Genomic DNA, 24,501 nt, shown 5'->3' with positions numbered 1-24,501 from the left:
CTGAGGAGGGTTCTCCCGGCGGAAGTTACGCAGCCGTAGGTTTGCGGCATTGCGCCGATCGTGCCCCATGCGCGACGCGGTGGCCAGTCTCCGAGGGCTCGGGGCGCGAGATTCTCGTCACGTGGAACCTCCGGGAATGTCTCGCGGGCCGGTGGTGCTGACGTCTTGCGATGAGCTCTGACAGGAGGCCGAAGGTGGAGAGGCAGGCACGTGGGGGATCGCTGGACGCGGCCCGGCTCGGCGCTGAACTGGGGGAGCGGGCCACCCTCGTACAGTTCTCCAGCGCGTTCTGTCAGCCCTGCCGGGCGACCCGCCGCACCCTCGTCGAGGTGGCCCGCATGGTGGACGGCGTGGCCCATGTCGAGATCGACGCGGAGGCGCATCTCACTCTCGTGCGGGAGCTGGAGATCAGCCGGACACCGACCGTACTGGTCCTCGACGCGGCCGGCCGGATCGTCCGCCGGGCCGTCGGACAGCCGCGCACCGTCGACGTGGTCGCCGCGCTGGGGCAGGCGATGTGACGGACCGTGACGCATCTCCCACATTGCGGAACACCCTTGACTGCACCCACCACGCATCGTCAGTCTGACGCTATGCCGCCGGAACTCCTTCTCTACGGCCGGGTCCATGTGGATCTCGCCCGCAACGCGAGTGCGCGCTGTCCGGGTGTCTGAGCAACCACGGCCCTGTACGCCTCTTCCGCAGAAGGACATGTCCATGACGGCTTCGCCCGAGCTCGGTACCCCCCGCCAGGCTTCTCCCGAACTGCTCCGCTCGGTCTTCCGGCAGCACGCCGCCGGCGTGGCGGTGATCACCGCCGCAGGTGACCGGCCGGTCGGCTTCACCGCCACCTCTCTCAACTCCGTCGCCGCCGAACCGCCGCTGATCTCCTTCGGAGTCGGCACCTCGTCCTCCAGTTGGCCGGTCCTGGCCGAGGCCGAGCACATCGGCGTCCACATACTCGGCGAGCACCAGCAGGAGCTGGCCGCCACTTTCGCCCGCAGCGGCGCCGACCGGTTCGGCCCGTCCACCTATTGGCGCAGTGGGCCCGAAGGAGTGCCGGTGCTCGACGGCGTACTGGCGTGGCTGGTCTGCCGTGTGGTCGCCCGGGTCCCGGCGGGGGACCACCGGATCGTGATCGCGCAGGTCGTGGTCGGCGATCCGGCCGGAGGTGGTCGTCCGCTGATCTATCACCAGGGCCGTTTCAACGCTCTGCGAGACTGATTCCACCCAGGCGGCACATGGGCGCCGTACGTTGGGCATATCACAGTTCCAAGCGCTTGCTCATGGGCGAGCCACTGGGTGTACTGGCTAGTAATATTCCGGTCGGGGCGTCGGTCGCCCCGACCGGAATCCGCCCCATCAGGCGCCTATGCTGCCTGCAACAAGGCAGCCCGGAAATGACGACGCAGTAGGAGAGCCGGCGTGAGCTTGAGGATCGTTGTCTGTGTGAAGTACGTGCCCGACGCCACCGGTGACCGGCATTTCGCCGATGACCTGACGGTGGACCGTGAGGATGTGGACGGTCTGCTGTCGGAGCTGGACGAGTACGCGGTGGAGCAGGCGCTGCAGATCGCGGACGAGGCGGACGATGCGGAGATCACTGTGTTGACGGTGGGTCCGGAGGATGCCAAGGACGCGTTGCGCAAGGCGTTGTCGATGGGTGCGGACAAGGCTGTTCATGTCGAGGACGACGGTCTGCACGGCAGTGATGTGATGGGTACGTCGCTGGTGCTGGCGAAGGCGGTGGAGAAGGCCGGGTACGACCTGGTCATTTCCGGGATGGCGTCGACGGACGGCACGATGGGTGTGGTTCCGGCGTTGCTGGCGGAGCGGTTGGGTGTTCCGCAGGTGTCGTTGTTGTCCGAGGTGTCGGTCGAGGGTGGTGTGGTGCGGGGGCGTCGTGACGGTGACACGGCGTCCGAGCAGCTGGAGGCGTCGTTGCCGGCGGTGGTGTCGGTGACGGACCAGTCGGGTGAGGCGCGTTACCCGTCGTTCAAGGGGATCATGGCGGCGAAGAAGAAGCCGGTGGAGTCCTGGGATCTGGGGGATCTGGGGATCGGGGCGGACGAGGTGGGTCTGGCGGGTGCGTGGACGGTGGTCGATTCGGCTGCGGAGCGTCCGGCGCGGAGCGCGGGCACGATCGTGAAGGACGAGGGTGAGGGCGGGCGTCGGCTGGCCGAGTTCCTCGCGGGTCAGAAGTTCATCTGATCGGGTTCCGGTTCCGGTCCCTCTGTTCCTCTTCCCTTCTTTGCTACTCGCAGGAGATTGAAGTCCCATGGCTGAAGTTCTTGTTCTTGTCGATCACGTGGACGGTGCGGTCCGCAAGCCCACGCTGGAGCTTTTGACGCTGGCGCGTCGGGTCGGTGAGCCGGTCGCGCTCGCGGTGGGTGCCGGTGCTGCGGGTACGGCCGCGGTGCTGGCGGAGCACGGTGCGGTGAGGGTGCTGACGGTGGATGCTCCGGAGTTCGCGGAGTACCTGGTCGTGCCGAAGGTGGATGCGCTGCAGGCGGCGTACGCGGTGGTGTCGCCGGTGGCGGTGCTGGTGCCGTCGTCGGCGGAGGGCAAGGAGATTGCGGCGCGTCTCGCGGTGCGGATCGGTTCCGGTCTGATCACCGACGCGGTCGACATCGAGGCGGGTGAGGAGGGTCCGGTCGCGACGCAGTCCGCGTTCGCGGCGTCGTTCACGACGAGGTCCCGGGTCTCCCGGGGTACTCCGGTGATCACGGTGAAGCCGAACTCGGCTCCGGTGGAGGCGGCTGCGGCGGCGGGTGCGGTCGAGGCGCTGGAGGTGTCGTTCTCGGCGCAGGCGACGGGGACCAGGGTCACTTCGCGGACGCCGCGGGAGTCGACGGGCCGTCCGGAGCTGACCGAGGCCGCGATCGTCGTCTCCGGCGGGCGTGGTGTCAACGGTGCGGAGAACTTCCACCTCATCGAGTCGCTCGCCGACTCCCTCGGTGCGGCCGTCGGTGCCTCGCGGGCCGCGGTGGACGCCGGGTGGTACCCGCACTCCAGCCAGGTCGGGCAGACCGGCAAGTCCGTCTCGCCGCAGCTGTACATCGCGTCGGGCATCTCGGGTGCGATCCAGCACCGGGCGGGCATGCAGACGTCCAAGACGATCGTCGCGATCAACAAGGACGCCGAGGCCCCGATCTTCGACCTCGTCGACTACGGCGTCGTCGGCGACCTCTTCCAGGTCGTCCCCCAGCTCACCGAAGAGGTCAACTCCCGCAAGGGCTGACCCGCGGCCGAGCCGCAACCCTCTCGACGGTCCGGGGCCGTGTGGTGCGTGTGCACCACACGGCCCCGCACCGTTCCCGATCGCCATTGACGCAGGTCCGACGGCCTTATAGCTTCACTATACGGATTGTTGATTCCGGGAAGCGGAAACAGCTTGACTGCGGAGGGTGTGGAAATGGGTCAGCAGGAGAAGGTGGCAACGAGCCTCGCCGGTGCGGTCAGCGAGGAGATCAGCGCCTCCCTCACCGCAGTCGACGCCGAGCTCGCGCGCCGCTACCCGGGAGACCCGGGCACGCGCCAGCCGGTCCACACGGTCTACGTCCCCGGCGACACATTCGCCGCGGGCACCATCCGCTCCTGGGGCGACCAGGCGCTGAAGGCCCTCGACGAGCATGCCCCCGACGCCGCCTCGTTCGCCGCCGTCCTCGGCATCCCGGACGAACTCGCCGCGCCCGTCCACGACCGGGTGCGCGCCAAGCTGGAGCGCGAGCCCGTCGAGGACCTCCGCATCGACTTCGAGGACGGCTACGGACCCCGCCCCGACGCCGAGGAGGACGAGGCCGCCGCCCGCGCCGCCCGACTGGTCTCGGAGGCGTACGGGAACGGCACGGCGGCCCCGTACATGGGCATCCGGATGAAGTGCATGGAGGCCGCCGTACGCGACCGCTCCATCCGCACCACGGACATCTTCCTCACCGGTCTGATGCAGGCAGGCGGCCTTCCCGACGGGCTGGTCCTCACGCTCCCCAAGGTGACGTACCCCAAGCAGGTCACCGCCTTCGTCCGGCTGCTCGAAGCGTTCGAGCAGGCACACGGGCTGCCCGCCGGGCGGCTCGGCTTCGAGATCCAGATCGAGACGAGCCAGTCCATCCTCGCCGCCGACGGCACCGCCGCCGTCGCCCGCATGATCGACGCGGCGCAGGGCCGCGCCACCGGCCTGCACTACGGCACCTTCGACTACAGCGCCTGCGTCGGCGTCAGCGCCGCCTACCAGGCCAGCGACCACCCGGCCGCCGACCACGCCAAGGCCGTCATGCAGGTCGCCGCCGCGGGCACCGGCGTACGGGTCTCGGACGGCTCCACCAACATCCTGCCGGTCGGCCCCACCCATCAGGTCCACGAGGCCTGGCGGCTCCACTACGGCCTCACCCGCCGAGCCCTGGCCCGCGCCTACTACCAGGGCTGGGACATGCACCCGGGCCACCTGCCGACCCGGTACGCGGCCGTGTACACCTTCTACCGCGAGGGTCTGGAACAGGCCGCCGCACGGCTCGCCGCGTACGTGGCCAAGGCCGGCGGCGACGTCATGGACGAACCCGCCACCGCCAAGGCGCTCAGCGGCTACCTCCTGCGCGGCATCGACTGCGGCGCCCTGGACACCGAAGAGGTCGCCCGCCTGACCGGGCTGACGCGCGCGGAGCTGGACGCGTTCGCATCGCCGCGGCGGGCCGACCTCACGGTGACCGCACCGTAGGGCCTGTCCGGCGGATCACGGCCGGGGCCGCCGGCCACGCGGGAACCGCACGGCTCAGGCGGGCGGCAGCTCGCCCGAGCCGCGCGTGATGAGCGTCGTCGGCAGCTGCACGCGGGCCGGGGCGTGGTTGGCGCCGTCCAGACGGCGGAAGAGATGCTCGGCGGCGGTGCGGCCGACGGCGGCGGCGTCCTGGGAGACGACGGTGATACCGAGCAGGTCGGCCAGTTCGATGTCGTCGAAGCCGACCAGGGCGATGCGGCGTTCCTGCTCGGAGAGGACCCGCACCACCGTCACCGTCACCCGGTTGTTGCCCGCGAAGATCGCGGTGACGGGCTCGGGGCCGGAGAGCATCTGCTCGGCGGCGGCCCGGACCCGGTCGGGTTCGGTCGAGCCGAGGGACACCCAGGAGTCCTCGACCCGCGTCCCCGCGTCCGCCATCGCCGCGTGGTAGCCGCGCAGCCGCTCGGTGGCGGTGTGGATGCGCGGCTGGTCGCCGATGAAGCCGATCCGGCGGTGGCCGTGCGCGATCAGATGCGCGACGCCCTCGCGGGCGCCGCCGAAGCTGTCGGAGAGGACCATGTCGGCGTCGATGCGGCCCGCGGGGCGGTCCACGAAGACGGTGGCGATGCCCGCCTTTATCTCCGGTGCCAGATAGCGGTGGTCGTCACCGGCCGGAATCACGATGAGCCCGTCCACCCGGCGCGCGCACAGGGCGAGTACGAGCTCCTGCTCGCGCTCCGGGTCCTCGGCGCTCGACCCGTTGATGAGCAGGGCGCCGTGCGCCCGCGCGACCTCCTCCACCGCTCGGCTCAGCGGCCCGTAGAACGGGTCGGCGAGGTCCTCCAGGACCAGTCCGATCGAGGCGGTGCGGCCCTTGCGCAGGACGCGCGCGCTGTCGTTGCGCCGGAAGCCGAGCGCTTCGATGGCCTCCTGGACCCGGCGCTCGGTGTCGGGGGTGACTCCCGGCTCGCTGTTGACCACGCGCGAGACCGTCTTGAGGCCCACTCCGGCGCGGGCGGCCACATCCTTCATGGTCGGCCGGTTGCCGTAACGGGTCTCGGAGTGACGGGCGGTCTCGGCCACGGTGCGCTGTCCTGTCCTCGGGTGCGGCGGTCCGGCGGGTCCGCGGGCGGTGCTGCGGAGCCGGCCGGAGGCTGTGCCGTCGAGCATAGGCCCTGGACAACGTTGTCAGCTGAATGGAGACTGGGCAGACTGTTTCCTGAAGCCGCAGGTCCCCGCCCCCTACTCACGGAGCCACACCGATGCATACCGACCTCGTCGCCGCGCTGGACATCGGCGGCACCAAGATCGCCGCCGCGTTGGTGGACGGCGACGGCGCTCTTCTCGTACGGGCGCAGCGGCCGACGCCCGCACGCGAGAGCGCCGAGACGGTGATGAGCGCCGTGACGGAGGTCCTCACCGAGCTGTCCGGCTCTCCCCTGTGGGGGCGGGCGACGGCGGTCGGCATCGGCAGCGCGGGCCCGGTCGACGCCTCGGCCGGCACGGTCAGCCCGGTCAACGTCCCCGGCTGGCGCGACTTCCCGCTGGTGGAGCGGGTCGGCAAGGCGGTCGGCGGACTGCCCGTCGAGCTGGTCGGCGACGGGGTCGCGATGACGGCTGCCGAGCACTGGCTGGGCGCCGCCCGCGGCTACGACAACGCGCTCTGCATGGTCGTGTCGACCGGTGTCGGCGGCGGGCTCGTCCTCGGCGGCAAGCTCCACCCCGGCCCCACGGGCAACGCGGGGCACATCGGTCATGTCAGCGTGGACCTGGACGGCGACCCCTGCCCGTGCGGTTCGCGCGGCTGTGTCGAGCGCATCGCCAGCGGTCCGAACATCGCCCGCCGGGCTCTGGAGGCCGGTTGGCGGCCCGGACCGGACGGCGATGCCTCGGCCGCCGCGGTGGCCGCCGCGGCGGCCGCGGGGGACCCGATCGCCATCGCCTCGTTCGAGCGCGCCGCCCAGGCGCTGGCCGCCGGAATCGCCGCCACCGCCACGCTCGTCGAGATCGACATCGCGGTGATCGGCGGGGGAGTGGCCGGTGCGGGCGACATCCTCTTCGCGCCGTTGCGCCGGGCCCTTCGCCAGTACGCCACCCTCTCCTTCGTCCGGCAGATCAAGGTGGCCCCGGCGGTGATGGGCACCGACGCGGGACTGGTGGGCGCCGCCGCGGCGGCACGGGTGGGTCCGGGCGGCGTGGTGGCCGTCCAGAGCTGACCGGCGTCCCGCGGACGCCGGGCGGGCTCCGGGGGCATGTCCTGGAGCCCGCCCGGCGGCCGAACGCGTGGCGTCGCCGCACCGCGATCCCTCGTCAGCAGGTGATCCGCAGGTCCGCCCAGTCCGCGTGGTCGGAATCGGAGCCGTCCCCGCCGTCGGTGACCACCAGACGTACCATCTGCGCACCGCTCACCTCCGCGGTGAGCGGCTGGGCGGGCATCGCGTTGGTCAGTACGCCGGTCGACGCCACCTTCGTGCCGTCGGCCCAGACCTCGAAGGCGACCGTCCCCTTGGCGCCCTTCTCGTCGTCGACCCCGACCTGCGCCGTCACGGTGGTGCACGCCCTGCCGGTGTAGAACTCGACGGCGCTGTAGGCGTGCACGCCGAGGCCCTTGGTGAAGACCGTGCCGCCGATCGTCAGCGGATTCCCGTCGCCCGCACCGCTCTCACCGTTGCTGGTGTCCCGCTCCACGGGGCCCCAGCCGTTGGCCGCCGAGAGCTGCGGCAGATCGCCCAGGTAGCCGCCGCCCGTCGGCGGCGCGACCACCACGTGGGCCCGGAGCGGGACCGTGGACCGTACCCGCGTCCCGGTCGGTGAGCGGTACTGGGCGGCGAGTGCCAGATCGTACGCACCGGTGGGGGTGCCCGAGGGGGCCGTCACCTGCCAGCGGGTGGTCAGGGACCGGCCGGTCGGCAGAGCCGGTGAACCGGTCGGCGACACCGCCTTCACCTGCCAGCCCGAGGGGCCGGTGAGCAGCGCCGAGACCTTCCTGGCGGGGGTGCGGCCCAGATCGGTGACCGTCGTGGTCAGTGTGGTGGTGCGCCCCGCCTCGACCAACGGACTGGATTCCAGGCCGAGTTCCACCGCAGGGGGCTGCGCGGCCCACTCGCCGTCGGCGGCGACCCGCAGCAGCACCGTGCCGTGCGCCGGGACGGTCGCGGCCACGGTGCCCGCGGTGTTGTACGACCGGTGCTCCCACAGGTCGCGCATCGTGTACCCGTCGGCCTGCGGCAGCCCCACCTCCGCGGCGGTCGTCGCGATGCGCTGTGCGCTGCCGGTCTCGTTGAACAGGGCGACGGCGCGGCTGCCGTCCCGCATCTCCTTGGCGACCACCCAGCGCCCGCCGGCGGAGGAGACCACGGTGCCCTGCTTGCCGAGCGGGTCCTGGTCGACCGCGATGACCTCGTGGTTGGAGAGGATCTCGAAGGTCTCCGCGCTCGCCTCGCGCAGATCGGAACCGATGAGCAGTGGCGCCGCCATCACGGACCACATGGAGAAGTGCGTGCGGTACTCCGTGTCCGTCATGCCGCCGTTGCCGACCTCCAGCATGTCGGGGTCGTTCCAGTGCCCGGGTCCGGCCGCGGCCGCGAGGGGCAGGTTCTTCTTCATGATCGACAGCATGCTGCCCCAGCTGTCGTTGATGTCGCCGGTCGTGCGCCAGAGATTGCCGAGCTCGCCGGCCCACTCCCAGGGCTTGTTCTCGCCCCATTCGCAGATGCTGTAGACGATGGGGCGGCCGGTCGCCGCCAGTGCGTCCCGCATTGTCGTATAGCGCTTCTTCGCGTCGACGCCCTGGTTGTTGCAGTTGTCGTACTTCAGGTAGTCGATGCCCCAGTCGGCGAACTGCTGTGCGTCGCTGTACTCGTGGCCCAGCGCGCCCGGAAGTCCCACGCTGTCACAGGTCTTGGTGCCGGCGCTGGTGTAGATGCCGATTTTGAGGCCCTTGGAGTGGACATAGTCCGCGACTGCCTTGATCCCGTTCGGGAATCGCTGCGGATCGGCCTCCAGTTTGCCGTCCGCATTGCGCTGCGGCTTCGCCCAGCAGTCGTCGAGATTGACGTACTGGTAGCCGGCCTCCTTGAGGCCCTTCTCGACAAAGATGTCGGCGATGCCCTTGACCATCGACTCGTCGAACTCGGCCCGGCAGTGCGTCGAGTTCCAATTGTTGAACCCCATCGGCGGGGTGAGCGCAAGACCGTTTCCGGACTGCGGAGTCACGGCGTGGGCGGGAGCGGGATCGGGCGATTTCGCGACGGCGGGAACGGTCGTTCCCGCGGCGCACAGCAGCCCGGCCATCAGCGCTCCGATGACTCCACGACGGCTGGTTCGGGTTGTACGGGTTGGAAGATGACGCATCGTTACGTTCCTCCATACTCGTCCATGATCGGATGACGGCATGTGCACGCCAAGACGTGCGATTACGTTAGAGCGTGTTGAAGTGTGTTGGAAGGGGGGTGGCGGCGGTTGCCCGGCATCTCGTCAAAACCCTTGACTGCGCCATCACTTGAGAGTGAGATCCAATCGCACGTTCGGTTGTGTTGGGTTGCATCTCCGGAGGGGTTGGGCATGACGCAGTCTGATTACGACAGGTCGGGTGTGCCGGGCAGCGTCGCAGGACATCGGATGTCCCGGCGAAGTCTGCTGCGCGGTACGGCCGTTGGCGCCGGAGCCGTAGCGCTGCCCGCGTTGCTCACTGCCTGCGGGAGCGGCCCCGGTGGTGACGGGAAGACGATCACCTTGGGGTCGAATTCCTCCGACCCGGTTCCGAAGAAGGCATTCGCCGACGCTTTCGCCGCGTACGAGGCGCAGTCGGACGGGCGGAAGGTGAGGGTCAACACCGTCGACCACAACACCTTTCAGGAGAACATCAACCGGTATCTCCAGGGCAAGCCGGACGATGTCTTCATGTGGTTCGCCGGATACCGGATGCAATTCTTCGCCGAGAAGGGACTGCTGTACGACATCAGCGACAACTGGCAGGACTACAAAGGCTTCTCGGCCGCGCTGAAAGCCCAGTCCACCGGAGCGGACGGCAAGCAGTACCTCACTCCGTACTACTACTATCCGTGGGCCGTCTTCCACCGCAAGAGCCTGTTCGCCGACCGCGGCTATCAGGCACCGAAGACGCTCGACGAGTACGTGGCGCTCGCCGAGCAGATGAAGAAGGACAAGCTCGATCCCATCGCGTTCTGCGACAAGGACGGCTGGCCCGCCATGGGCACCTTCGACTACATCGACATGCGGACCAACGGCTACGAATTCCACAAGAGCCTGATGGCGGGCGAGGTCGCCTGGACCGACAGACGGGTCAGGGAGGTCTTCGACACCTGGCGCCGGCTCCTCCCGTACTGCCAGCAGGGCGCCAACGGCCGTACCTGGCAGGAGGCCGCCAACAGTCTCCAGAAGAAGGAGGCCGGCATGGCCGTCCTCGGACTGCCGCACCCCGGAGCCCAGTTCCCCGAGGGCGAACAGGGCGACATCGACTTCTTCCCCTTCCCCGTGATCAACCCGGAGCACGGGCAGGACGCGGTCGAGGCACCCATCGACGGATTCCTGCTGGCCAAGAAGTCGAAGAACCTCAAGAACAAGAAGACCCTGGAGAGCGCGAAGGACCTGCTCAAGTGGCTGGCCACGGGGAAGGCCGAGGACATCTACCTGAAGAGCGACCCGAACAACATCGCGGTCAGCGACCAGGCGGACATCTCCGCGTACTCACCGCTCCAGAAGAAGGCCGTGGAGCTGGTCTCCGGGGCGAAGCAGATCTCCCAGTTCCTGGACCGGGACACCCGGCCGGACTTCTCCTCCACGGTCATGATCCCGGCGATCCAGAAGTTCATCAGCGACCCGGACGACGTGGACGGCCTGGTCAACGACATCGAACGGCAGAAGAAGACCATCTTCGCTGCCGACTGACCCCGGACGACCCCGATGGCATCCGACCGAACCTGGAGTACCGACCGTGTCGTTCATCCCGGCCCGGCGCAACCGACGGCGGGTCTCGCGGCGGTTCACCGGCCGCGACCTCGCCGTACTCGGTGTGCTGCTCGGCATACCCGTCCTGCTCGACATCGCCATCGTCTGGGGACCGACCCTCGCCTCCGTGGTGCTCTCCTTCACCGGTTGGGACGGCATCGGCGACATCGAGTGGGTCGGTACGCGGAACTACGAGAACCTCTTCACCAACTACCCGCAGTTCTGGCCCGCGGCCCGGCACAATCTGCTCTGGCTCGCCTTCCTCGGCCTGGTCGCCGCGCCGTTCGGGCTGCTGCTGGCCGTGCTCATCGACCGGGGGGTGCGCTTCAGCCGCTTCTACCAGTCGACGCTCTACATGCCCGTCGTGCTCTCGCTCGCCGTGGTCGGATTCATCGCCCAGCTGATCTTCTCCCGTGACCAGGGCGCCCTCAACGCGGTCATCGGCGACACGGGTTCACCGACGGACTGGCTCGGCGACCCGGACCTCAACATCTGGATGGTCCTGCTCGCCGCCGCCTGGCGGCACACCGGCTATGTGATGATCCTCTACCTCGCCGGGCTGAAGGCCGTCGACCCCTCGCTGAAGGAGGCCGCGGCGATCGACGGGGCGGGCGAGGCCCAGACCTTCTTCCGCATCGTCCTGCCCACCCTGCGGCCGGTCAACGTCATCGTCGGCGTCATCACCGTCATCGAGTCCCTGCGCGCCTTCGACATCGTGTACGCGGTCAACCACGGCCGCAACGGACTCGAACTGCTCTCGGTGCTGGTCACCGACAACATCATCGGTGAGGCCAGCCGGATCGGCTTCGGCTCCGCCATCGCCGTCGTCCTGCTGGTCGTCTCCCTGGGATTCGTCGTGACGTACCTGGTCCAGGAGATCCGAGGGGAGAAGAACCGTTGACCGTCGAAGCCGCCCCCGCCCGCCCTGCCGCCCCACCGGCGCCGCCGGTTCCCGCCGCCCGGCGCCGGACCCGCCCCGGGCGGATCGGCGTCCATGCCTTCCTGATGGCGGTCTCCCTCGCCTTCCTCGCCCCGCTCCTGCTCGCGGTGTACGCGTCGCTGCGGCCGTACGACGAGACCTCGGAGCACGGCTACTTCTCGCTGCCGCGCCATCTCTCCCTGGACTACTACCGGCAGGCGTTCTCCGACTCCGGCATGACGAAATACTTCGTCAACACCGTGATCATCGCGGTCCCGGGAGTACTCGTCACCCTCTTCCTCGCCTCGTTCGTGGCCTTCGCGCTGGCGCGCCTCAGGATGCGCGGCGGGCTCGTCCTGCTGATGCTCTTCACCGCCGGGAACCTGCTGCCGCAACAGGTGATCGTGACGCCCCTGTACGTGGTGTTCAACCGCATCCCGCTGCCCTACTGGATGTCCGACTCGATGACGATGTTCGACTCGTACTGGGCCGTCGTCGTCGTCCAGATCGGCTTCCAGCTCGGCTTCTGCGTCTTCGTCCTGGCCAACTTCATGCGCGCCCTGCCGCAGGAGATCCTGGAAGCCGCCATCGTCGACGGCGCGGGCGTGTGGACCCAGTACTGGCGGATCACCCTGCCCCTGTGCCGCCCGGCCCTGGCCGCGCTCGGTACGCTCCAGTTCACCTGGATGTACAACGACTTCCTGTGGGCGCTGGTCTTCATCTCCGACGGCGACAAGCTCCCCATCACCTCGGCGCTGAACAACCTCAGGGGCCAGTTCTTCACGGACTACAACCTGCTCGCCGCCGGCTCGGTGATCGTCGCCCTGCCCACGCTCGTGGTCTTCCTGCTGCTCCAGCGCCACTTCATCGCGGGCCTCACCCTGGGCTCCAGCAAGGGGTAGACACGACCGTCGTACGACTGAGAGGTTCGGATGCCGCCCACGGGCATCGGACGGTTCCGTTCGGGAAACAAGCATCGCCACAGCCGGGTTTTCGCGGCAGGGTGTTGCGGGCAAGCCACAGGGGGCTACGGAAGAGGGGGAACCGTGATCGTCTGGATCAACGGTGCGTTCGGCGCGGGCAAGACGAGCGCCGCGCGTGAACTGATCGATCTGATCCCGAACAGCACCTTCTACGACCCCGAACTGATCGGCGCGGGGCTGCGGCATCTGCTGCCCCAGAAGAGACTTGCCGAGGTGACGGACTTCCAGGACCTGCCGATCTGGCGGCGTCTGGTGGTGGACACCGCGGCGGCCCTGCTCGCCGAGGTGTCCGGTGTGCTGGTGGTGCCGATGACTCTGCTGCGACAGGAGTACCGCGACGAGATCTTCGGAGGGCTGGCCTCCCGGCGCATCGCGGTGCGTCATGTCCTGCTCTCATCTGAGGAAACGATCCTGCGCAAACGGATCGCCGACCGCGTCGAGTATCCCGACGACCCGGCGCACAGCGAACGGGTACGGCAGTGGGCCCACCAGCACATCGAGCCGTACCGGGCGGCGCTCGGCTGGCTCACCCGGGATGCCCACACCATCGACACCGGCTCGCTCACCCCGTACGAGACGGCCGAGCGCATCGCCGAGGCGGTCAGCAGCGGGGCCGCCACCCCGTGCGAGATCGTGCAGACACCCGAGCCGACCGCGGAGACCGTGGCGGCCGGCGTACTGCTCTTCGACGAGCACGACCGGGTGCTGCTCGTCGACCCGACGTACAAGCCGGGCTGGGAATTCCCCGGCGGAGTGGTCGAGTCCGGCGAGGCGCCGGCCCAGGCCGGGATCCGCGAAGTGGCCGAGGAGATAGGCATCCAACTCGACCGGGTGCCGAAACTCCTCGTCGTCGACTGGGAAGCACCCCGGCCGCCCGGCTACGGAGGCCTTCGACTGCTCTTCGACGGCGGGCTGCTGACCGGCGCGGACGCGAAGCGGCTGCTGCTGCCCGGATCCGAACTGCGCGGCTGGCGGTTCGTCACCGAGACGGAAGCGGCCACCATGCTGCCCCCCACCCGGTACGAACGGCTGCGCTGGGCGCTGCGCGCCCGCGAGCGGTCGGCCGTGCTCAACCTGGAGGCCGGAGTCCCGGTCGGCTGAGGCACGCAGCGCCGCGGGGGCGTCGACGGTGAGCGGATCGCCGTGGCCGAAGCAGACCGTGGCCGGTTCCAGCGCGGCCAGCCGCCGGAGCGAGGCCACGGCCTGCGCCCGGTCGATGTTGAAGACGCCCAGGATCACCCGGTCGACCTTGGCCACGCAGTCCCCGGTGAACAGCACACTGTGGTGCGGCAGATGGATTCCGATGGAGCCGGGGGTGTGGCCCGGGGAGTGGACCACCCGGGCCCCCTGGCCGAACCCGAGCTCGTCGCCGTCGGCCAGCTCGCGGTCCACCCGGGTCGGCGGGGCGGGGGGAACGGTCCGCGCGTGCTCCCACAGCGGGAGCTCCCAGTCGAGCAGGACGGGATCGGCGATCTCGTACCGGACGATGCGCCGTACCAGCTCCGGGTCCGTACCGACCGTGGCGGGTGGTCCGGACCCGGTCCGCCGCGGACGGAGGGCCAGTGACGCGAAGTCAGGGGCGCTTGGACTCCGCGTAGTTCCGCAGGAACAGAGCCTCGGCGAGCGACAGGCGCTCCAGCTCCTGGGGCGACACGCTCTCGTTCACCGCGTGGATCTGCGCCTCCGGCTCGCTCAGGCCGATCAGCAGGATCTCCGCCTCCGGGTAGAGGGCGGCGAGGGTGTTGCAGAGCGGGATCGAGCCGCCCATGCCGGACGTCTGCATCTTCTCGCCCGGGTACGCGACCTCCATCGCCTGCGCCATCGACGTGTACGCCGGGCTGGAGGTGTCCGCGCGGAACGGCTGGCCCTGGCCGACCTGTTCCACCGTCACCCTGGCCCCCCACGGGGCGTGGGCCTTGAGGTGGGCGGTCAGCAGCGCTGTCGCCTCGGCGGCGTCCTGGCCCGGCGGGACCCGCAGGCTGATCTGGGCCCGCGCGCTCGCCTGCAGCGACGGCGTCGCGCCGATCACCGGCGGGCAGTCGATGCCGATGACGGTGACGGCGGGCCGGGCCCAGATGCGGTCGGCGACCGTGCCCGCGCCGATCAGCCCGACACCGTCCAGGACCTTCGCGTCCTTGCGGAACTCGGCCTCCGGGTACTGCAGTCCGTCCCACTCGGTGTCCGTGGCGAGCCCGTCGACGGTCGTGGTGCCGTCCTTGGCGCGCAGCGACGCCAGCAGCTGGATCATCGCGGCCAGCGCGTCCGGGGCGGCGCCGCCGAACTGCCCGGAGTGCAGGTTCCCTTCGAGGGTGTCGAGGGTGACGCGCAGCATCGTCATGCCGCGCAGCGTCGCGGTGACCGTCGGCAGACCGACCCGGAAGTTGCCGGTGTCACCGATGACGATGGTGTCGGCGGCCAGCAGTTCGGGGTGCGCCTCCGCGTACCGCTCCAGTCCGCCGGTGCCCTGCTCCTCGGAACCCTCGGCGATCACCTTCACGGAGACCGGGACGCCGCCGTCGGCCTTGAGCGCGCGCAGGGCGAGGAGATGCATGACGAAGCCGCCCTTGCAGTCGGCCGAGCCGCGGCCGTACCAGCGGCCGTCGCGCTCCGTCAGCTCGAACGGGGGCGAGAGCCAGGCGGACTCGTCGAGCGGCGGCTGCACGTCGTAGTGCGCGTAGAGCAGTACGGTCGGGGCGCCGGCCGGGCCGGGCAGGAAGCCGTAGACCGACTGGGTGCCGTCGGGGGTGTCGAGAAGGGCGACATCCTGGAAGTCCTCGGCGCGCAGCGCATCGGCGACCCAGTTGGCGGCCGCCTCGCACTCGCTCTTCGGGAACTGCGCGGGATCCGCCACCGACTGGAAGGCCACCAGCTCGGCCAGCTCCGCCTTGGCGCGGGGCATCAGCGAGGAGATGGTCTCGGAAATCGGACGGGAGGTCATGGGCACGCTCCTCGTGGGTGCGACGTTATATGTACGAATCCGGCCACATGCGCACCGAGTGTGCGGCGTCGCATGCAGGACGAACGTACGGTCGATCCTCCCACAGCGGGGGCCGGGGGCAACGCGCCGTAGGATGCCGTGAGCAGCATGGGCCACTGGTGGGATCGGGAGCAGAAGCACATCGTGAGCAGCGAGAACGCAGACGCCGTACAGGAGCACGAAGAGTCGTCCGTGTGGGATGTCGTCGTAGTCGGCGGCGGACCGGCCGGAGCCTCGGCGGCATACGCGGCGGCGGTCGCCGGCCGACGGGTGCTGCTCCTCGAGAAGGCGGAGCTTCCCCGGTACAAGACATGTGGCGGCGGCATCATCGGATTTTCGCGTGATTCGCTGCCGCCCGGGTTCGAACTGCCGCTGCGGGACCGGATCCACGCGGTCACGTTCTCGCTCAACGGCAGGCTGGCCCGGACCCGCCGCTCCAAGCGGATGCTCTTCGGGCTCATCAACCGTCCCGAGTTCGACGCGGGTCTGGTCGAGGAGGCGCAGAAGGCGGGCGCCGAACTCCGCACCGGCGCGACGGTGACGAGGGTCGAGCAGCACGGCGCCTCGGTGCCCGACCGGCGTACGGTCGCCGTGGTGCTGTCCGGCGGCGAGACGGTCCTGGCCCGCGCGGTCGTCGGCGCCGACGGCAGTGCGGGGCGGATAGGGGCTCATGTCGGGGTGAAGCTCGACCAGGTGGACCTCGGCCTGGAGGCGGAGATCCCGGTTCCGCCCACGGTCGCGGAGGACTGGGCGGGGCGAGTGCTGATCGACTGGGGCCCCATGCCCGGCAGTTACGGCTGGGTCTTCCCCAAGGGCGATGTCCTGACCGTCGGTGTGATCTCGGCGCGAGGTGACGGGGCAGGCACCAAGCGGTACCTGGAGGACTTCATCGCCCGGCTCGGCCTGGCCGGCTTCGAGCCGAAGATCTCCTCCGGGCATCTGACGCGCTGCCGCAGCGACGACTCGCCGCTCTCACGCGGGCGGGTGCTGGTGTGCGGCGATGCGGCGGGGCTGTTGGAGCCGTGGACCCGCGAAGGGATCTCCTTCGCGCTGCGGTCGGGGCGGCTTGCCGGCGAGTGGGCGGTCCGGATCGCGGAGTCGCACGATGCGGTGGATGCCCGGCGGCAGGCGTTGAACTACGCGTTCGCCATCAAGGCTGGCCTCGGCGTCGAGATGGGCGTCGGACGGCGCATGCTGAAGCTGTTCGAGCGCCGTCCGGGGGTGCTGCACGCGGTGCTTACGGGATTCCGCCCGGCCTGGAACGCGTTCGCGGGCATCACCCGCGGAACGACCTCGCTCGGCGAACTGGTCCGTACGCATCCACTGGCGCAGCGGGCCCTGAACGCGATGGACCGCTAGGACCTGTCCGTCGGACGACTTCCGGTCCCCGGGATCCGGGAGGGCCTGGCCGCATGGTCAGCCCTCCACGGTGATCCGGAAGACGGGGTGGTCCGGGCAGGCGGCCAGGAGTTCGGCGTCCGAGGACTTCGCGGTGACGCCCTGGAAGTAGTCGTTGACCTGCCAGCCCCACCGCCCCAGGTAGGTGCGGACGGCCAACGCCTTCTCCGCGTCGTCCGCGATCTCCACGGCCTCGAAGGTGCGGACCCTCCGACCCACCCGCAGCTCGCCGCCGCCGGCCGCCCGCATGTTGCGCACCCACTGGGAGTGGCCCCGGGCGGAGACGAGGTACTGCGCGCCCTGGTGGGTGTGCGGATTTACGGGGATGCGCTGCATCTGCCCGCTCTTGCGGCCGCGAACCGACAGTTCGGCCGAACCCTGAAGGCTGATGCCGTGCCTGGCGAGCCAGCCGATGATGCTGTTGATCCGGGTGCTGAAAGCGTTGGCCCGGAGGTAGTACGGCTGCGGCATGGGCTGGGACTGGGACATGGGCGACTCCCTCGCGTTTCGAGAGCGGTGCTCTCGCTTGAGATCAGTGTGCACGGGATGGGTATGCAAAAGCAAGAGCGCTGCTCTCGTTATTGGTCGGTGCTCTGCTTCCGTGGCAGACTGCTGACCATGAGTACTGTCCGAGGAGCCAGGGAACGGGCCCGCATCGAGGTCACCGCCGCCATCAAGGACGAGGCGAAGAAACAGCTCGCGGCCGAGGGCGCCGCGAAGCTGTCGCTGCGCGCCGTCGCACGCGAGCTCGGCATGGCGTCCTCCGCCCTCTACCGCTACTTCCCCAGCCGGGACGAGCTGCTCACCGCCCTGATCGTCGACGCGTACGACTCCGTGGGCGAGGCCGCCGAGGCCGCCCACCGAGCCGCCGGTGCCGAGGCCGCCACCCACCTCGCCCGCTGGATCGCGGTCACCCGTGCCGTGCGCGACTGGGCCCTCGCCCACCCCCATGAATACGCGCTGATCTACGGCTCGCCCGTGCCCGGCTACACGGCCCCGCAGGCGACGATCGGCCCCGCCTCCCGCGTCGGCCTCGTCCTGATCGCCGTGGTCGCGGACGCCTACCGCACGGACGGCCTGGCTCTGCCGCCGCTCGCCGACGATCTGCGCGCCGAGGCCGCGCGGATGGTCACCGACTTCGCCCCGGACCTTCCCCCGGAGGCCGCTCCCCCACTGATTGCCGCCTGGTCACAGCTGTTCGGGCTGATCTCCTTCGAGATCTTCGGCCAGTTCCACCGGGTGGTGGAGGCCAGAGAGATCTTCTTCCGGGAAGCCGTCACCGAACTGGCCCGCTCGGTCGGCCTGCTCGGCGGCAAGAACGGCTGAGGACTCTCCCGTACGACGTACTCCCCGGGGAGTACGGGGGATCACCACGCCCGGCTGACGCCCCGGGCGCGGCCCGCGGTCTAGCGTGGCCGGCATGGAAGAGCAGCGCTCACACGGAAGCGGTGGCGGTCCCCCCTGGGCACACGGCGAGCCGCCGCGGTGGCTGACCGGGGCGCCGGGGCGGTCCGCCACCCGGCTGCCCTGGCCGTCGACGATCCTGATCGGTGCCGTCGTCATGATCGGCTCGACCATCGCGGCCCGGGGGCAGGTGGACGAGCGGGCCCCGCTGGACCTCTTCGCGCGGCTGCTGCTCTTCCTGGCCGTCGCGGTACTCCTGCTGCGCCACCGTCACCCCGTGGCGGCCGCCTTCGGCAGCTCGGCCGCGGCGATGATCTATCTGGCGGCCGGCTATCCGTACGGGCCGGTCTTCCTGGCCGTCGCCGTCGGCTGCTTCAGCGCCGTCGTCTCGGGACACCGGCGGGCCGCCTGGTCGGCCGTCGGCATGGTGTGGCTGGGATACGTCCTGGTGGCGCACTGGCTCTACCGGTGGCTGCCGCCCTCCGACGACCATGCCGCCGCCTGGGGACAGGAACTGGGCATCGCCGCCTGGGTGGTGGCCATCATCGCCGCCGCCGAGTTCGTACGCGTACGCCGTGAGCAATGGGCGGACCGACGGGCGGAACGGGAGGCCGCGGAGCGGCGCCGGGCCGATGAGGAACGGCTCCGGATCGCGCGCGAACTCCATGACGTCCTGGCCCACAGCATCTCCGTCATCAACGTCCAGTCGAGCGTGGGCCTTGCGTTGCTGGACTCCGACCCCGAGCAGGCACGTGCGGCCCTCACCACCATCAAGGCCGCCAGCAAGGAGGCGCTGGGCGAGGTCCGCCAGGTCCTCGACACCCTGCGTGCCCCCGGAGACGCCCCGAGAGCCCCGGCCCCCGGACTCGACCGTCTCCCCGAGCTCGTCGAGCAGGCGGCGAGCGCCGGACTGACCGTCACCGTCGCGACCGACGGCGTACGCCCGTCGGTGCCGCCCGGCGTGGATCTCGCAGCCTTCCGCATCGTGCAGGAGGCGCTGACGAACGTCGTCCGGCACTCCGGATCCCGTACCGCGCAGGTCCGTGTCGCATACGAGCCCGGCCGCATCCGGCTCCGTATCGACGACGAAGGACCCGCCACCGGCGGCGACGCCGGAGGCAGCGGCAACGGACTGGCGGGAATGCGGGAGCGGGCCGCCGCGCTGGGTGGCACGATCGAGGCGGGCCCCCGGGCCGACGGCGGCTTCCGGGTGCGCGCCGAGCTTCCGCTGCCGTCCGGTTCGTCCGGCACGGCGGCAGACGAGGAGGAGACACCGTGATCCGCGTACTGCTCGCCGACGACCAGTCTTTGGTCCGGGCGGGCTTCCGGGCCCTGCTGGACGCCCAGCCCGACATCGAGGTGGCGGGGGAGGCCGCCGACGGCGCGGCAGCCGTGCGCATGGTGAGCGAACTGCGGCCCGACATCGTGCTGATGGACATCCGGATGCCGCGTCTCGACGGCCTCGCCGCGACCCGCGCCATCACCGGGGACGCCCGGCTGGACGACGTCAAGGTGGTCATGCTCACCACCTTCGAGCTCGACGAGTACGTCTTCGAGGCGATCCGGGCCGGGGCCTCCGGCTTTCTCGTCAAGGACACCGAACCGGACGAACTGCTGCGCGCCGTACGCGCGGTGGTGGGCGGCGACGCTCTGCTCTCGCCGGGGGTCACCCGGCGCCTGATCGCCGAGTTCGCGGCCCGTTCCAAGGAGCCCGCGGCATCGACCGGACTGCGCGAACTCACCGAACGGGAGCGGGAGGTGATGGCGCTCGTCGGCATAGGGCTCTCCAACGAGGAGATCGCCCGACGGCTGGTCGTCAGCCCGCTCACCGCCAAGACCCACGTCAGCCGCACCATGGTGAAGCTGGGGGCCCGCGACCGGGCCCAACTCGTCGTGCTCGCCTACGAGTCGGGGCTGGTGCGGCCGGGCTGGCTCGGCTGAGCTCGCGGCAGTGCACAGGCGCGGTGCCCGGCCGACGGGCAATCGCCCCGGCCGGGCACCGCACCGTCCCCCTCGCCCGGTGGTCAGTCCTGCACGGACACCTTCTGCGCGGGGGCCGTCGTCCCGGCCTCGGCCGCGCGGTCCATCTCCGACGACGCGACCAGCACGGTGTGCTGAACGGGCCGGTTCCGCCGCAGACCGGTGAGCGTGATCAGCAGCCCGGCGAACGCGACCACGGTCACCACCACCAGGCCGGGCCGGTAGCTGTCCAGGACCGCCTGGCGCGATCCGTCGCCGCTGCCGTGCGCCGTGATCACCGCGGTCACGATCGCCAGGAAGATCGCGCCCCCGACCTGGATCGAGGTGTTCAGCAGACCCGACACCATGCCCTGTTCGTCGTCGTCCACCCCGTTGGTCGCCTGGATGTTGAGCGAGGGGAAGGTCAGCGCGCAGGCCGCGCCGAGCAGCAGCATGGACGGCAGGATCACCACGGCGTACGACGGAGTGAGCGTGATCCGCAGGAAGAGCGCGTAGCCGATGACGAGGAACGTGAAGCCGGCCGCGATGACGCGCGGTGTCCCGAACCGGTCCACCACATCACCGATCTTCGTCGAGGAGAGGGCGACCAGCACCCCCGCGGGCAGGAAGGCCAGCGCGGTCTCCAGTGCGGACCAGCCCAGCAGCGACTGCATGTACTGGGTGACGAGGAACTGGAAGCCCACGTAACTGCCGAAGAACGCCGCGGCGCCCAACTGCGCCCTGACCTGGCTCCCGGAGCGCAGCACCCCGAGGCGGATCAGCGGGTTCGAGGTGCGCCGTTCGATGGTGACGAAGACGGTGAGCAGCACGGCGACGGCGAGGAACGAGAGCAGCGTGCGGGCGGAGGTCCAGCCGGCCCCGGGTGCCTGCACGACCGTGAACACCAGCAGCAGCATGGAGGCCGTGCCGGTGATGGCGCCCGGCAGGTCGTAGCCGCGGTGGGTGTCCTCGCGTTCGCTGTGCGGGATCAGCTTGAGACCCACGATCAGGGCGATCAGGGCGATCGGGGCGGGCAGCAGCATCGTCCACCGCCAGGACAGCTGGGTGAGCAGACCCGAGAGGACCAGGCCCATGGAGAAACCGGTGGCCGCGCAGGTGGTGTAGATGGACAGGGCGCGATTGCGCTGCGGGCCCTCCTTGAACGTGGTGGTGATGATCGAGAGCCCGGCCGGCGCGGTGAAGGCGGCGCTCAGTCCCTTGATGAAGCGACTGGCGATCAGCAGCGGTCCGGAGTCGACGAAGCCGCCGAGCAGCGAGGCGAGGGCGAAGACGGCGAGTGCGACGAGGAAGACCTGGCGCCTGCCCAGCAGATCGGCAGCCCGGCCGCCGAGGAGCAGCAGCCCGCCGTAACCGAGGATGTAGCCGCTGACGATCCACTGAAGGGTCGAAGTGGTCAGTCCGAGATCGTCGGCGATGGACGGCAGCGCGACGCCGACCATGGAGACGTCGAGGGCGTCCAGGAACATCGCGGCGCAGAGCACGAGAAGAGTGCCCCACAGGCGCGGGCTCCAACGCTCATGGGAATCGGGGACGTTGAGCGGAGTGGTCATGCGGAGCACAGTACATGCACATGCATTGAATGTAAGTGCATTTAATTCCGACGCAACAATTGGCCTCATCTCTGCTAACGTGCGGTTATGGCAGCGAACAAGTCCGAGCGGGTGCTCGTCGACGAGTGGCGGGACATCCTCGCGCTGCACGCCAGGACGCTCTGTGAGCTCGACCGCGAGCTGCACCGGCACGGCCTCGGCGCCAGCGATTTCGAGGTGCTCGATGTGCTGGCGGAGGGCGCGTCCGAGGACGGCGGCTCCGCCTATCGTGTACAGGACCTGGCCTCCCGGGTCCATCTCAGCCAGAGTGCGCTGTCCCGTCTGGTCGCGCGGCTGGAGAAGGACGACCTCGTGTGCCGGGGGATGTGCAGCGAGGACCGGCGAGGCGTCCGGGTGGAGCTGACGGCGAAGGGCCGGGCGCGCCATGCCGAGGTGAAACCGCTGCAGAGGTCGGTGCTCGCCCGGATGCTGAACGGGCCGGAGGACTGAGCGCGGCGTCGGACGCCGGCCCGCCCCGGCCGGGGGTCAGGACCAGGTGACTCCGGACTTCTCGCACCAGGTCCGGGCGGGCTCCGGGTCGCCCGTCACGGTGATCGCGGTGAGCGGCAGCCGGTTCCAGAGCGTCAGGTAGAGCTCCGCGGCCGACGCGCTCAACTCGCAGTCCACGGCTCCCTCTTCGAGTGCTGCGTCCGTCCGCACGGCCTGCGGCGGTTCCGGCGAGAGCCGTACGGTCCAGACGGCGTCGGCGTCCGTGGCGCGTACCCGGAGGGAGCGCGGCGCCGAGGTGCGTACCCGGCTCGTCCGGCGGGCATGGAATCCGCGCAGCAACTCGTCGATCCCGTCCACCGCGTGAGCGGCCGGAACCGGTGACGGACGCCCGCCCCGGGCCGACTCCGCGTCCACCCGGTGGATCGTGGTCTCGTGCGCCTGCCGTCGGGCCCAGAAGGCAAGGGGCGACGGCGCGGGCAGGAAGGTCCAGCACTCCAGCCCGGCCGGTGCGGTGCCCAGTGCGTCCATCAGGAGGCCGTGGCCCTCGCGGAACCAGTCGAGCAGTTCCGGCCCGTCCAGATCGGGTTCCCCGCCGTCGGGGTGGTACGAGGTGTGGCCGTCGACGACGAACGCGGTCGCCCAGCGGTGCACCATCCCGGTGTGGCGCAGCAGATCGCGCACCCGCCAGTCCGGACACGTCGGCACCCGGGCCCCGGTCCCCGCCTCCTGCGCGGCGGCCGCCAGCAACTGTCCTTCGACGGCCAGCGACTTGATGTGGTCCGTGATCTCCATGGCTTCGATTGTGCCAGCGGTCCGGGCTTCTCGGCGCGGTGAGTCAGGCCACTCCCGCGTGGGTCGCGTTGCGTGCTCCGTACCCCAGTGCCGCGGCCGCGGTGGCCAGCAGAGCCACCGTGGTGAGGGCCACCGGGAGCGAGAACCAGTCGGTCAGGAAGCCGATGGCGGGCGGCCCGAGCAGCATGCCGCCGTAGCCGAGCGTCGATGCGGCGGCGACCCCGCCGGGCCCGGCCAGTTCACCGGCCCGGCCGACCGCGACCGGGAAGATGTTGGCCAGGCCGAGACCGGTGACGGCGAAGCCGAGGAGGGCCGCCCATGTGGTGGGGGCGAGCGAGCCGAGCAGCATCCCGGCGGCGGCCGTCGCACCGCCCGCGACGAGGGTGCGGGTCTGGCCGAGCCGTTCGAGCAGCGCCGTTCCGCTGAGCCGGCCCGCCGTCATGGTCAGCGCGAACAAGGAGTAGCCGGCGGCCGCGACGCCGGGGTGGGCGTGCAGGTCCTGTTCGAGATGGAGGGCGCCCCAGTCGGCCAGTGCGCCTTCGCCGTAGGCGGTGCAGAGCGCGATCACGCCGAACAGGAGCACCAGCCGGCGGGCCCTTCCGCTCAGTCGACGCGGCGCCCCGGTGCCATCGGCCCCGACCGCGGGCCGGGGCGCCGGGTGGCGCAGCAGCACCGGCCCCGCCGCCGCGGTGACCAGGAGTCCGACCCCGGTGAGGACGTAGAGGTGGGTGGCGGGGGAGAGGCCGCCCGCGACCAGTCCGCCGAGTCCGGCGCCGACCATGCCGCCGAGGCTGAAGGCGGCGTGGAAGCCGGGCATCACGGGTCGCCTCAGGGCGGCGACCAGATCGACCGCCGCGCTGTTCATCGCCACGTTGATCCCGCCGTACGCGGCACCGAAGACCAGCAGGACCAGGCCGAGCGCGAGCGCCGAATGCGTCTGGGCGGGCAGGGCGATGGCGAGCGAGAGCAGCACGCCGCAGACCACGGTCACCGGATGGCTGCCGAAGCGCCGGCACAGCCGGCCGGTGAGCATCATGGTGACCACCGCCCCGGCGGACACTCCGAGCAGGGCGAGGCCCAGGGTGGCGGCGGAGGCGCCGGTCTGGTGCTTGATGGCCGGGATACGGACCACCCAGCCGGCGAAGAGGAAACCGTCGAGGGCGAAGAACACGGTCAGGGCGGAACGGAGGCGGGCCGACGGAGGTGCGGCGGTGTTTCCGCCCGGTCCCCCCGGTAGGGCCGTCCGCAGTTTGTTTAGTTGCGGCACAAACTCAGCATAGGGGCGCCGGGACAGCGGGCGCAAGACGGTCGTCAGGGCCACGACC

At 70.4% G+C, this 24,501-nt stretch carries 22 protein-coding genes and 1 pseudogene; 15 read left to right on the top strand and 8 right to left on the bottom strand.

Going from position 1 to position 24,501, the window contains the following annotated elements; translation table 11 throughout:
* Nucleotides 1–170: 170 nt before the first annotated feature.
* The 5 genes from OG978_RS05410 (at nt 171) to OG978_RS05390 (ending at nt 4,714) form a co-directional block, all read left to right on the top strand.
* Nucleotides 171–521: a TlpA family protein disulfide reductase gene (locus OG978_RS05410; RefSeq protein WP_442817658.1), complete on the top strand. Its 351-nt coding sequence runs from the start codon at nt 171–173 to the stop codon at nt 519–521.
* Between the two features lie 196 nt (nt 522–717).
* Nucleotides 718–1,224, top strand: a complete 507-nt coding sequence (locus OG978_RS05405) for a flavin reductase family protein (protein WP_326764082.1) — start codon at nt 718–720, stop codon at nt 1,222–1,224.
* Nucleotides 1,225–1,425: 201 nt separating this feature from the next.
* On the top strand, nt 1,426–2,211 hold the full coding sequence (locus OG978_RS05400; protein ID WP_326764081.1) for an electron transfer flavoprotein subunit beta/FixA family protein: 786 nt from the start codon (nt 1,426–1,428) through the stop codon (nt 2,209–2,211).
* 67 nt (nt 2,212–2,278) lie between these two features.
* Nucleotides 2,279–3,241 (top strand): electron transfer flavoprotein subunit alpha/FixB family protein, encoded by a 963-nt coding sequence (locus tag OG978_RS05395; RefSeq protein ID WP_326764080.1) that lies wholly within the window; start codon nt 2,279–2,281, stop codon nt 3,239–3,241.
* A 174-nt stretch (nt 3,242–3,415) separates the two neighbouring features.
* Nucleotides 3,416–4,714 (top strand): DUF6986 family protein, encoded by a 1,299-nt coding sequence (locus tag OG978_RS05390; protein ID WP_326764079.1) that lies wholly within the window; start codon nt 3,416–3,418, stop codon nt 4,712–4,714.
* A gap of 54 nt (nt 4,715–4,768) precedes the next feature.
* Here OG978_RS05390 and OG978_RS05385 read toward each other — a convergent pair whose 3' ends face one another.
* Entirely contained in the window at nt 4,769–5,797 is a 1,029-nt protein-coding gene (locus OG978_RS05385) for a LacI family DNA-binding transcriptional regulator (RefSeq protein ID WP_326764078.1), read from the bottom strand.
* Nucleotides 5,798–5,976: 179 nt separating this feature from the next.
* Here OG978_RS05385 and OG978_RS05380 point away from each other — a divergent pair, with 179 nt between their 5' ends.
* Nucleotides 5,977–6,930, top strand: coding sequence for an ROK family protein (locus OG978_RS05380; RefSeq protein ID WP_326764077.1), 954 nt, complete (start codon nt 5,977–5,979; stop codon nt 6,928–6,930).
* A gap of 94 nt (nt 6,931–7,024) precedes the next feature.
* Here OG978_RS05380 and OG978_RS05375 read toward each other — a convergent pair whose 3' ends face one another.
* A complete protein-coding gene (locus tag OG978_RS05375) occupies nt 7,025–9,007 on the bottom strand; it encodes an NPCBM/NEW2 domain-containing protein (protein ID WP_442817823.1) in 1,983 nt (660 codons plus the stop codon).
* A gap of 327 nt (nt 9,008–9,334) precedes the next feature.
* On the opposite strand from OG978_RS05375, the gene OG978_RS05370 reads away from it, so the two are divergent.
* The 4 genes from OG978_RS05370 (at nt 9,335) to OG978_RS05355 (ending at nt 13,687) form a co-directional block, all read left to right on the top strand.
* Nucleotides 9,335–10,624: an ABC transporter substrate-binding protein gene (locus OG978_RS05370; RefSeq protein ID WP_326769936.1), complete on the top strand. Its 1,290-nt coding sequence runs from the start codon at nt 9,335–9,337 to the stop codon at nt 10,622–10,624.
* Between the two features lie 46 nt (nt 10,625–10,670).
* Nucleotides 10,671–11,585 (top strand): carbohydrate ABC transporter permease, encoded by a 915-nt coding sequence (locus tag OG978_RS05365; protein ID WP_326764075.1) that lies wholly within the window; start codon nt 10,671–10,673, stop codon nt 11,583–11,585.
* Entirely contained in the window at nt 11,582–12,505 is a 924-nt protein-coding gene (locus OG978_RS05360) for a carbohydrate ABC transporter permease (protein WP_326764074.1), read from the top strand. The genes OG978_RS05365 and OG978_RS05360 overlap by 4 nt, the downstream gene beginning before the upstream one ends.
* A gap of 144 nt (nt 12,506–12,649) precedes the next feature.
* Complete coding sequence (locus OG978_RS05355; RefSeq protein ID WP_326764073.1) at nt 12,650–13,687, top strand: NUDIX hydrolase; 1,038 nt, start codon at nt 12,650–12,652, stop codon at nt 13,685–13,687.
* Here OG978_RS05355 and OG978_RS05350 read toward each other — a convergent pair.
* Nucleotides 13,649–14,062 (bottom strand): annotated as a pseudogene (locus tag OG978_RS05350) (MBL fold metallo-hydrolase); the annotation flags it as partial. The gene OG978_RS05355 and the pseudogene OG978_RS05350 sit on opposite strands and share 39 nt — an antisense overlap.
* A gap of 97 nt (nt 14,063–14,159) precedes the next feature.
* Nucleotides 14,160–15,524 (bottom strand): dipeptidase, encoded by a 1,365-nt coding sequence (locus OG978_RS05345; RefSeq protein WP_326764072.1) that lies wholly within the window; start codon nt 15,522–15,524, stop codon nt 14,160–14,162.
* Between the two features lie 183 nt (nt 15,525–15,707).
* Between OG978_RS05345 and OG978_RS05340 the strand changes: the two genes are divergently transcribed.
* Nucleotides 15,708–16,922: a geranylgeranyl reductase family protein gene (locus tag OG978_RS05340; RefSeq protein ID WP_326764071.1), complete on the top strand. Its 1,215-nt coding sequence runs from the start codon at nt 15,708–15,710 to the stop codon at nt 16,920–16,922.
* Between the two features lie 57 nt (nt 16,923–16,979).
* Here OG978_RS05340 and OG978_RS05335 read toward each other — a convergent pair whose 3' ends face one another.
* Nucleotides 16,980–17,450: a nitroreductase family deazaflavin-dependent oxidoreductase gene (locus OG978_RS05335; RefSeq protein WP_326764070.1), complete on the bottom strand. Its 471-nt coding sequence runs from the start codon at nt 17,448–17,450 to the stop codon at nt 16,980–16,982.
* A 129-nt stretch (nt 17,451–17,579) separates the two neighbouring features.
* On the opposite strand from OG978_RS05335, the gene OG978_RS05330 reads away from it, so the two are divergent.
* The 3 genes from OG978_RS05330 (at nt 17,580) to OG978_RS05320 (ending at nt 20,306) form a co-directional block, all read left to right on the top strand.
* Nucleotides 17,580–18,287, top strand: a complete 708-nt coding sequence (locus tag OG978_RS05330; RefSeq protein ID WP_326764069.1) for a TetR/AcrR family transcriptional regulator — start codon at nt 17,580–17,582, stop codon at nt 18,285–18,287.
* Nucleotides 18,288–18,381: 94 nt separating this feature from the next.
* On the top strand, nt 18,382–19,644 hold the full coding sequence (locus OG978_RS05325) for a sensor histidine kinase (RefSeq protein ID WP_326764068.1): 1,263 nt from the start codon (nt 18,382–18,384) through the stop codon (nt 19,642–19,644).
* Nucleotides 19,641–20,306, top strand: coding sequence for a response regulator transcription factor (locus tag OG978_RS05320; RefSeq protein ID WP_326764067.1), 666 nt, complete (start codon nt 19,641–19,643; stop codon nt 20,304–20,306). Before OG978_RS05325 ends, OG978_RS05320 begins: the two co-directional genes overlap by 4 nt.
* Nucleotides 20,307–20,389: 83 nt before the next feature.
* On the opposite strand, the gene OG978_RS05315 is transcribed toward OG978_RS05320, so the two are convergent.
* Nucleotides 20,390–21,895 carry an MFS transporter gene (locus OG978_RS05315; RefSeq protein ID WP_326764066.1) on the bottom strand — a complete coding sequence of 502 codons (1,506 nt, stop codon included), beginning with the start codon at nt 21,893–21,895 and terminating at the stop codon, nt 20,390–20,392.
* Nucleotides 21,896–21,982: 87 nt separating this feature from the next.
* Between OG978_RS05315 and OG978_RS05310 the strand changes: the two genes are divergently transcribed.
* Entirely contained in the window at nt 21,983–22,384 is a 402-nt protein-coding gene (locus tag OG978_RS05310; RefSeq protein ID WP_326764065.1) for a MarR family winged helix-turn-helix transcriptional regulator, read from the top strand.
* 36 nt (nt 22,385–22,420) lie between these two features.
* Here OG978_RS05310 and OG978_RS05305 read toward each other — a convergent pair whose 3' ends face one another.
* Complete coding sequence (locus tag OG978_RS05305) at nt 22,421–23,176, bottom strand: maleylpyruvate isomerase family mycothiol-dependent enzyme (RefSeq protein ID WP_326764064.1); 756 nt, start codon at nt 23,174–23,176, stop codon at nt 22,421–22,423.
* 43 nt (nt 23,177–23,219) lie between these two features.
* Nucleotides 23,220–24,443, bottom strand: coding sequence for an MFS transporter (locus OG978_RS05300; protein WP_326764063.1), 1,224 nt, complete (start codon nt 24,441–24,443; stop codon nt 23,220–23,222).
* Nucleotides 24,444–24,501 lie beyond the last annotated feature (58 nt).

This window comes from Streptomyces sp. NBC_01591, assembly GCF_035918155.1.
GTDB lineage: Bacteria > Actinomycetota > Actinomycetes > Streptomycetales > Streptomycetaceae > Streptomyces.
Note: the sequence above shows the minus strand (reverse complement) of the source record. Positions and strands in the feature narration are given on the sequence as shown.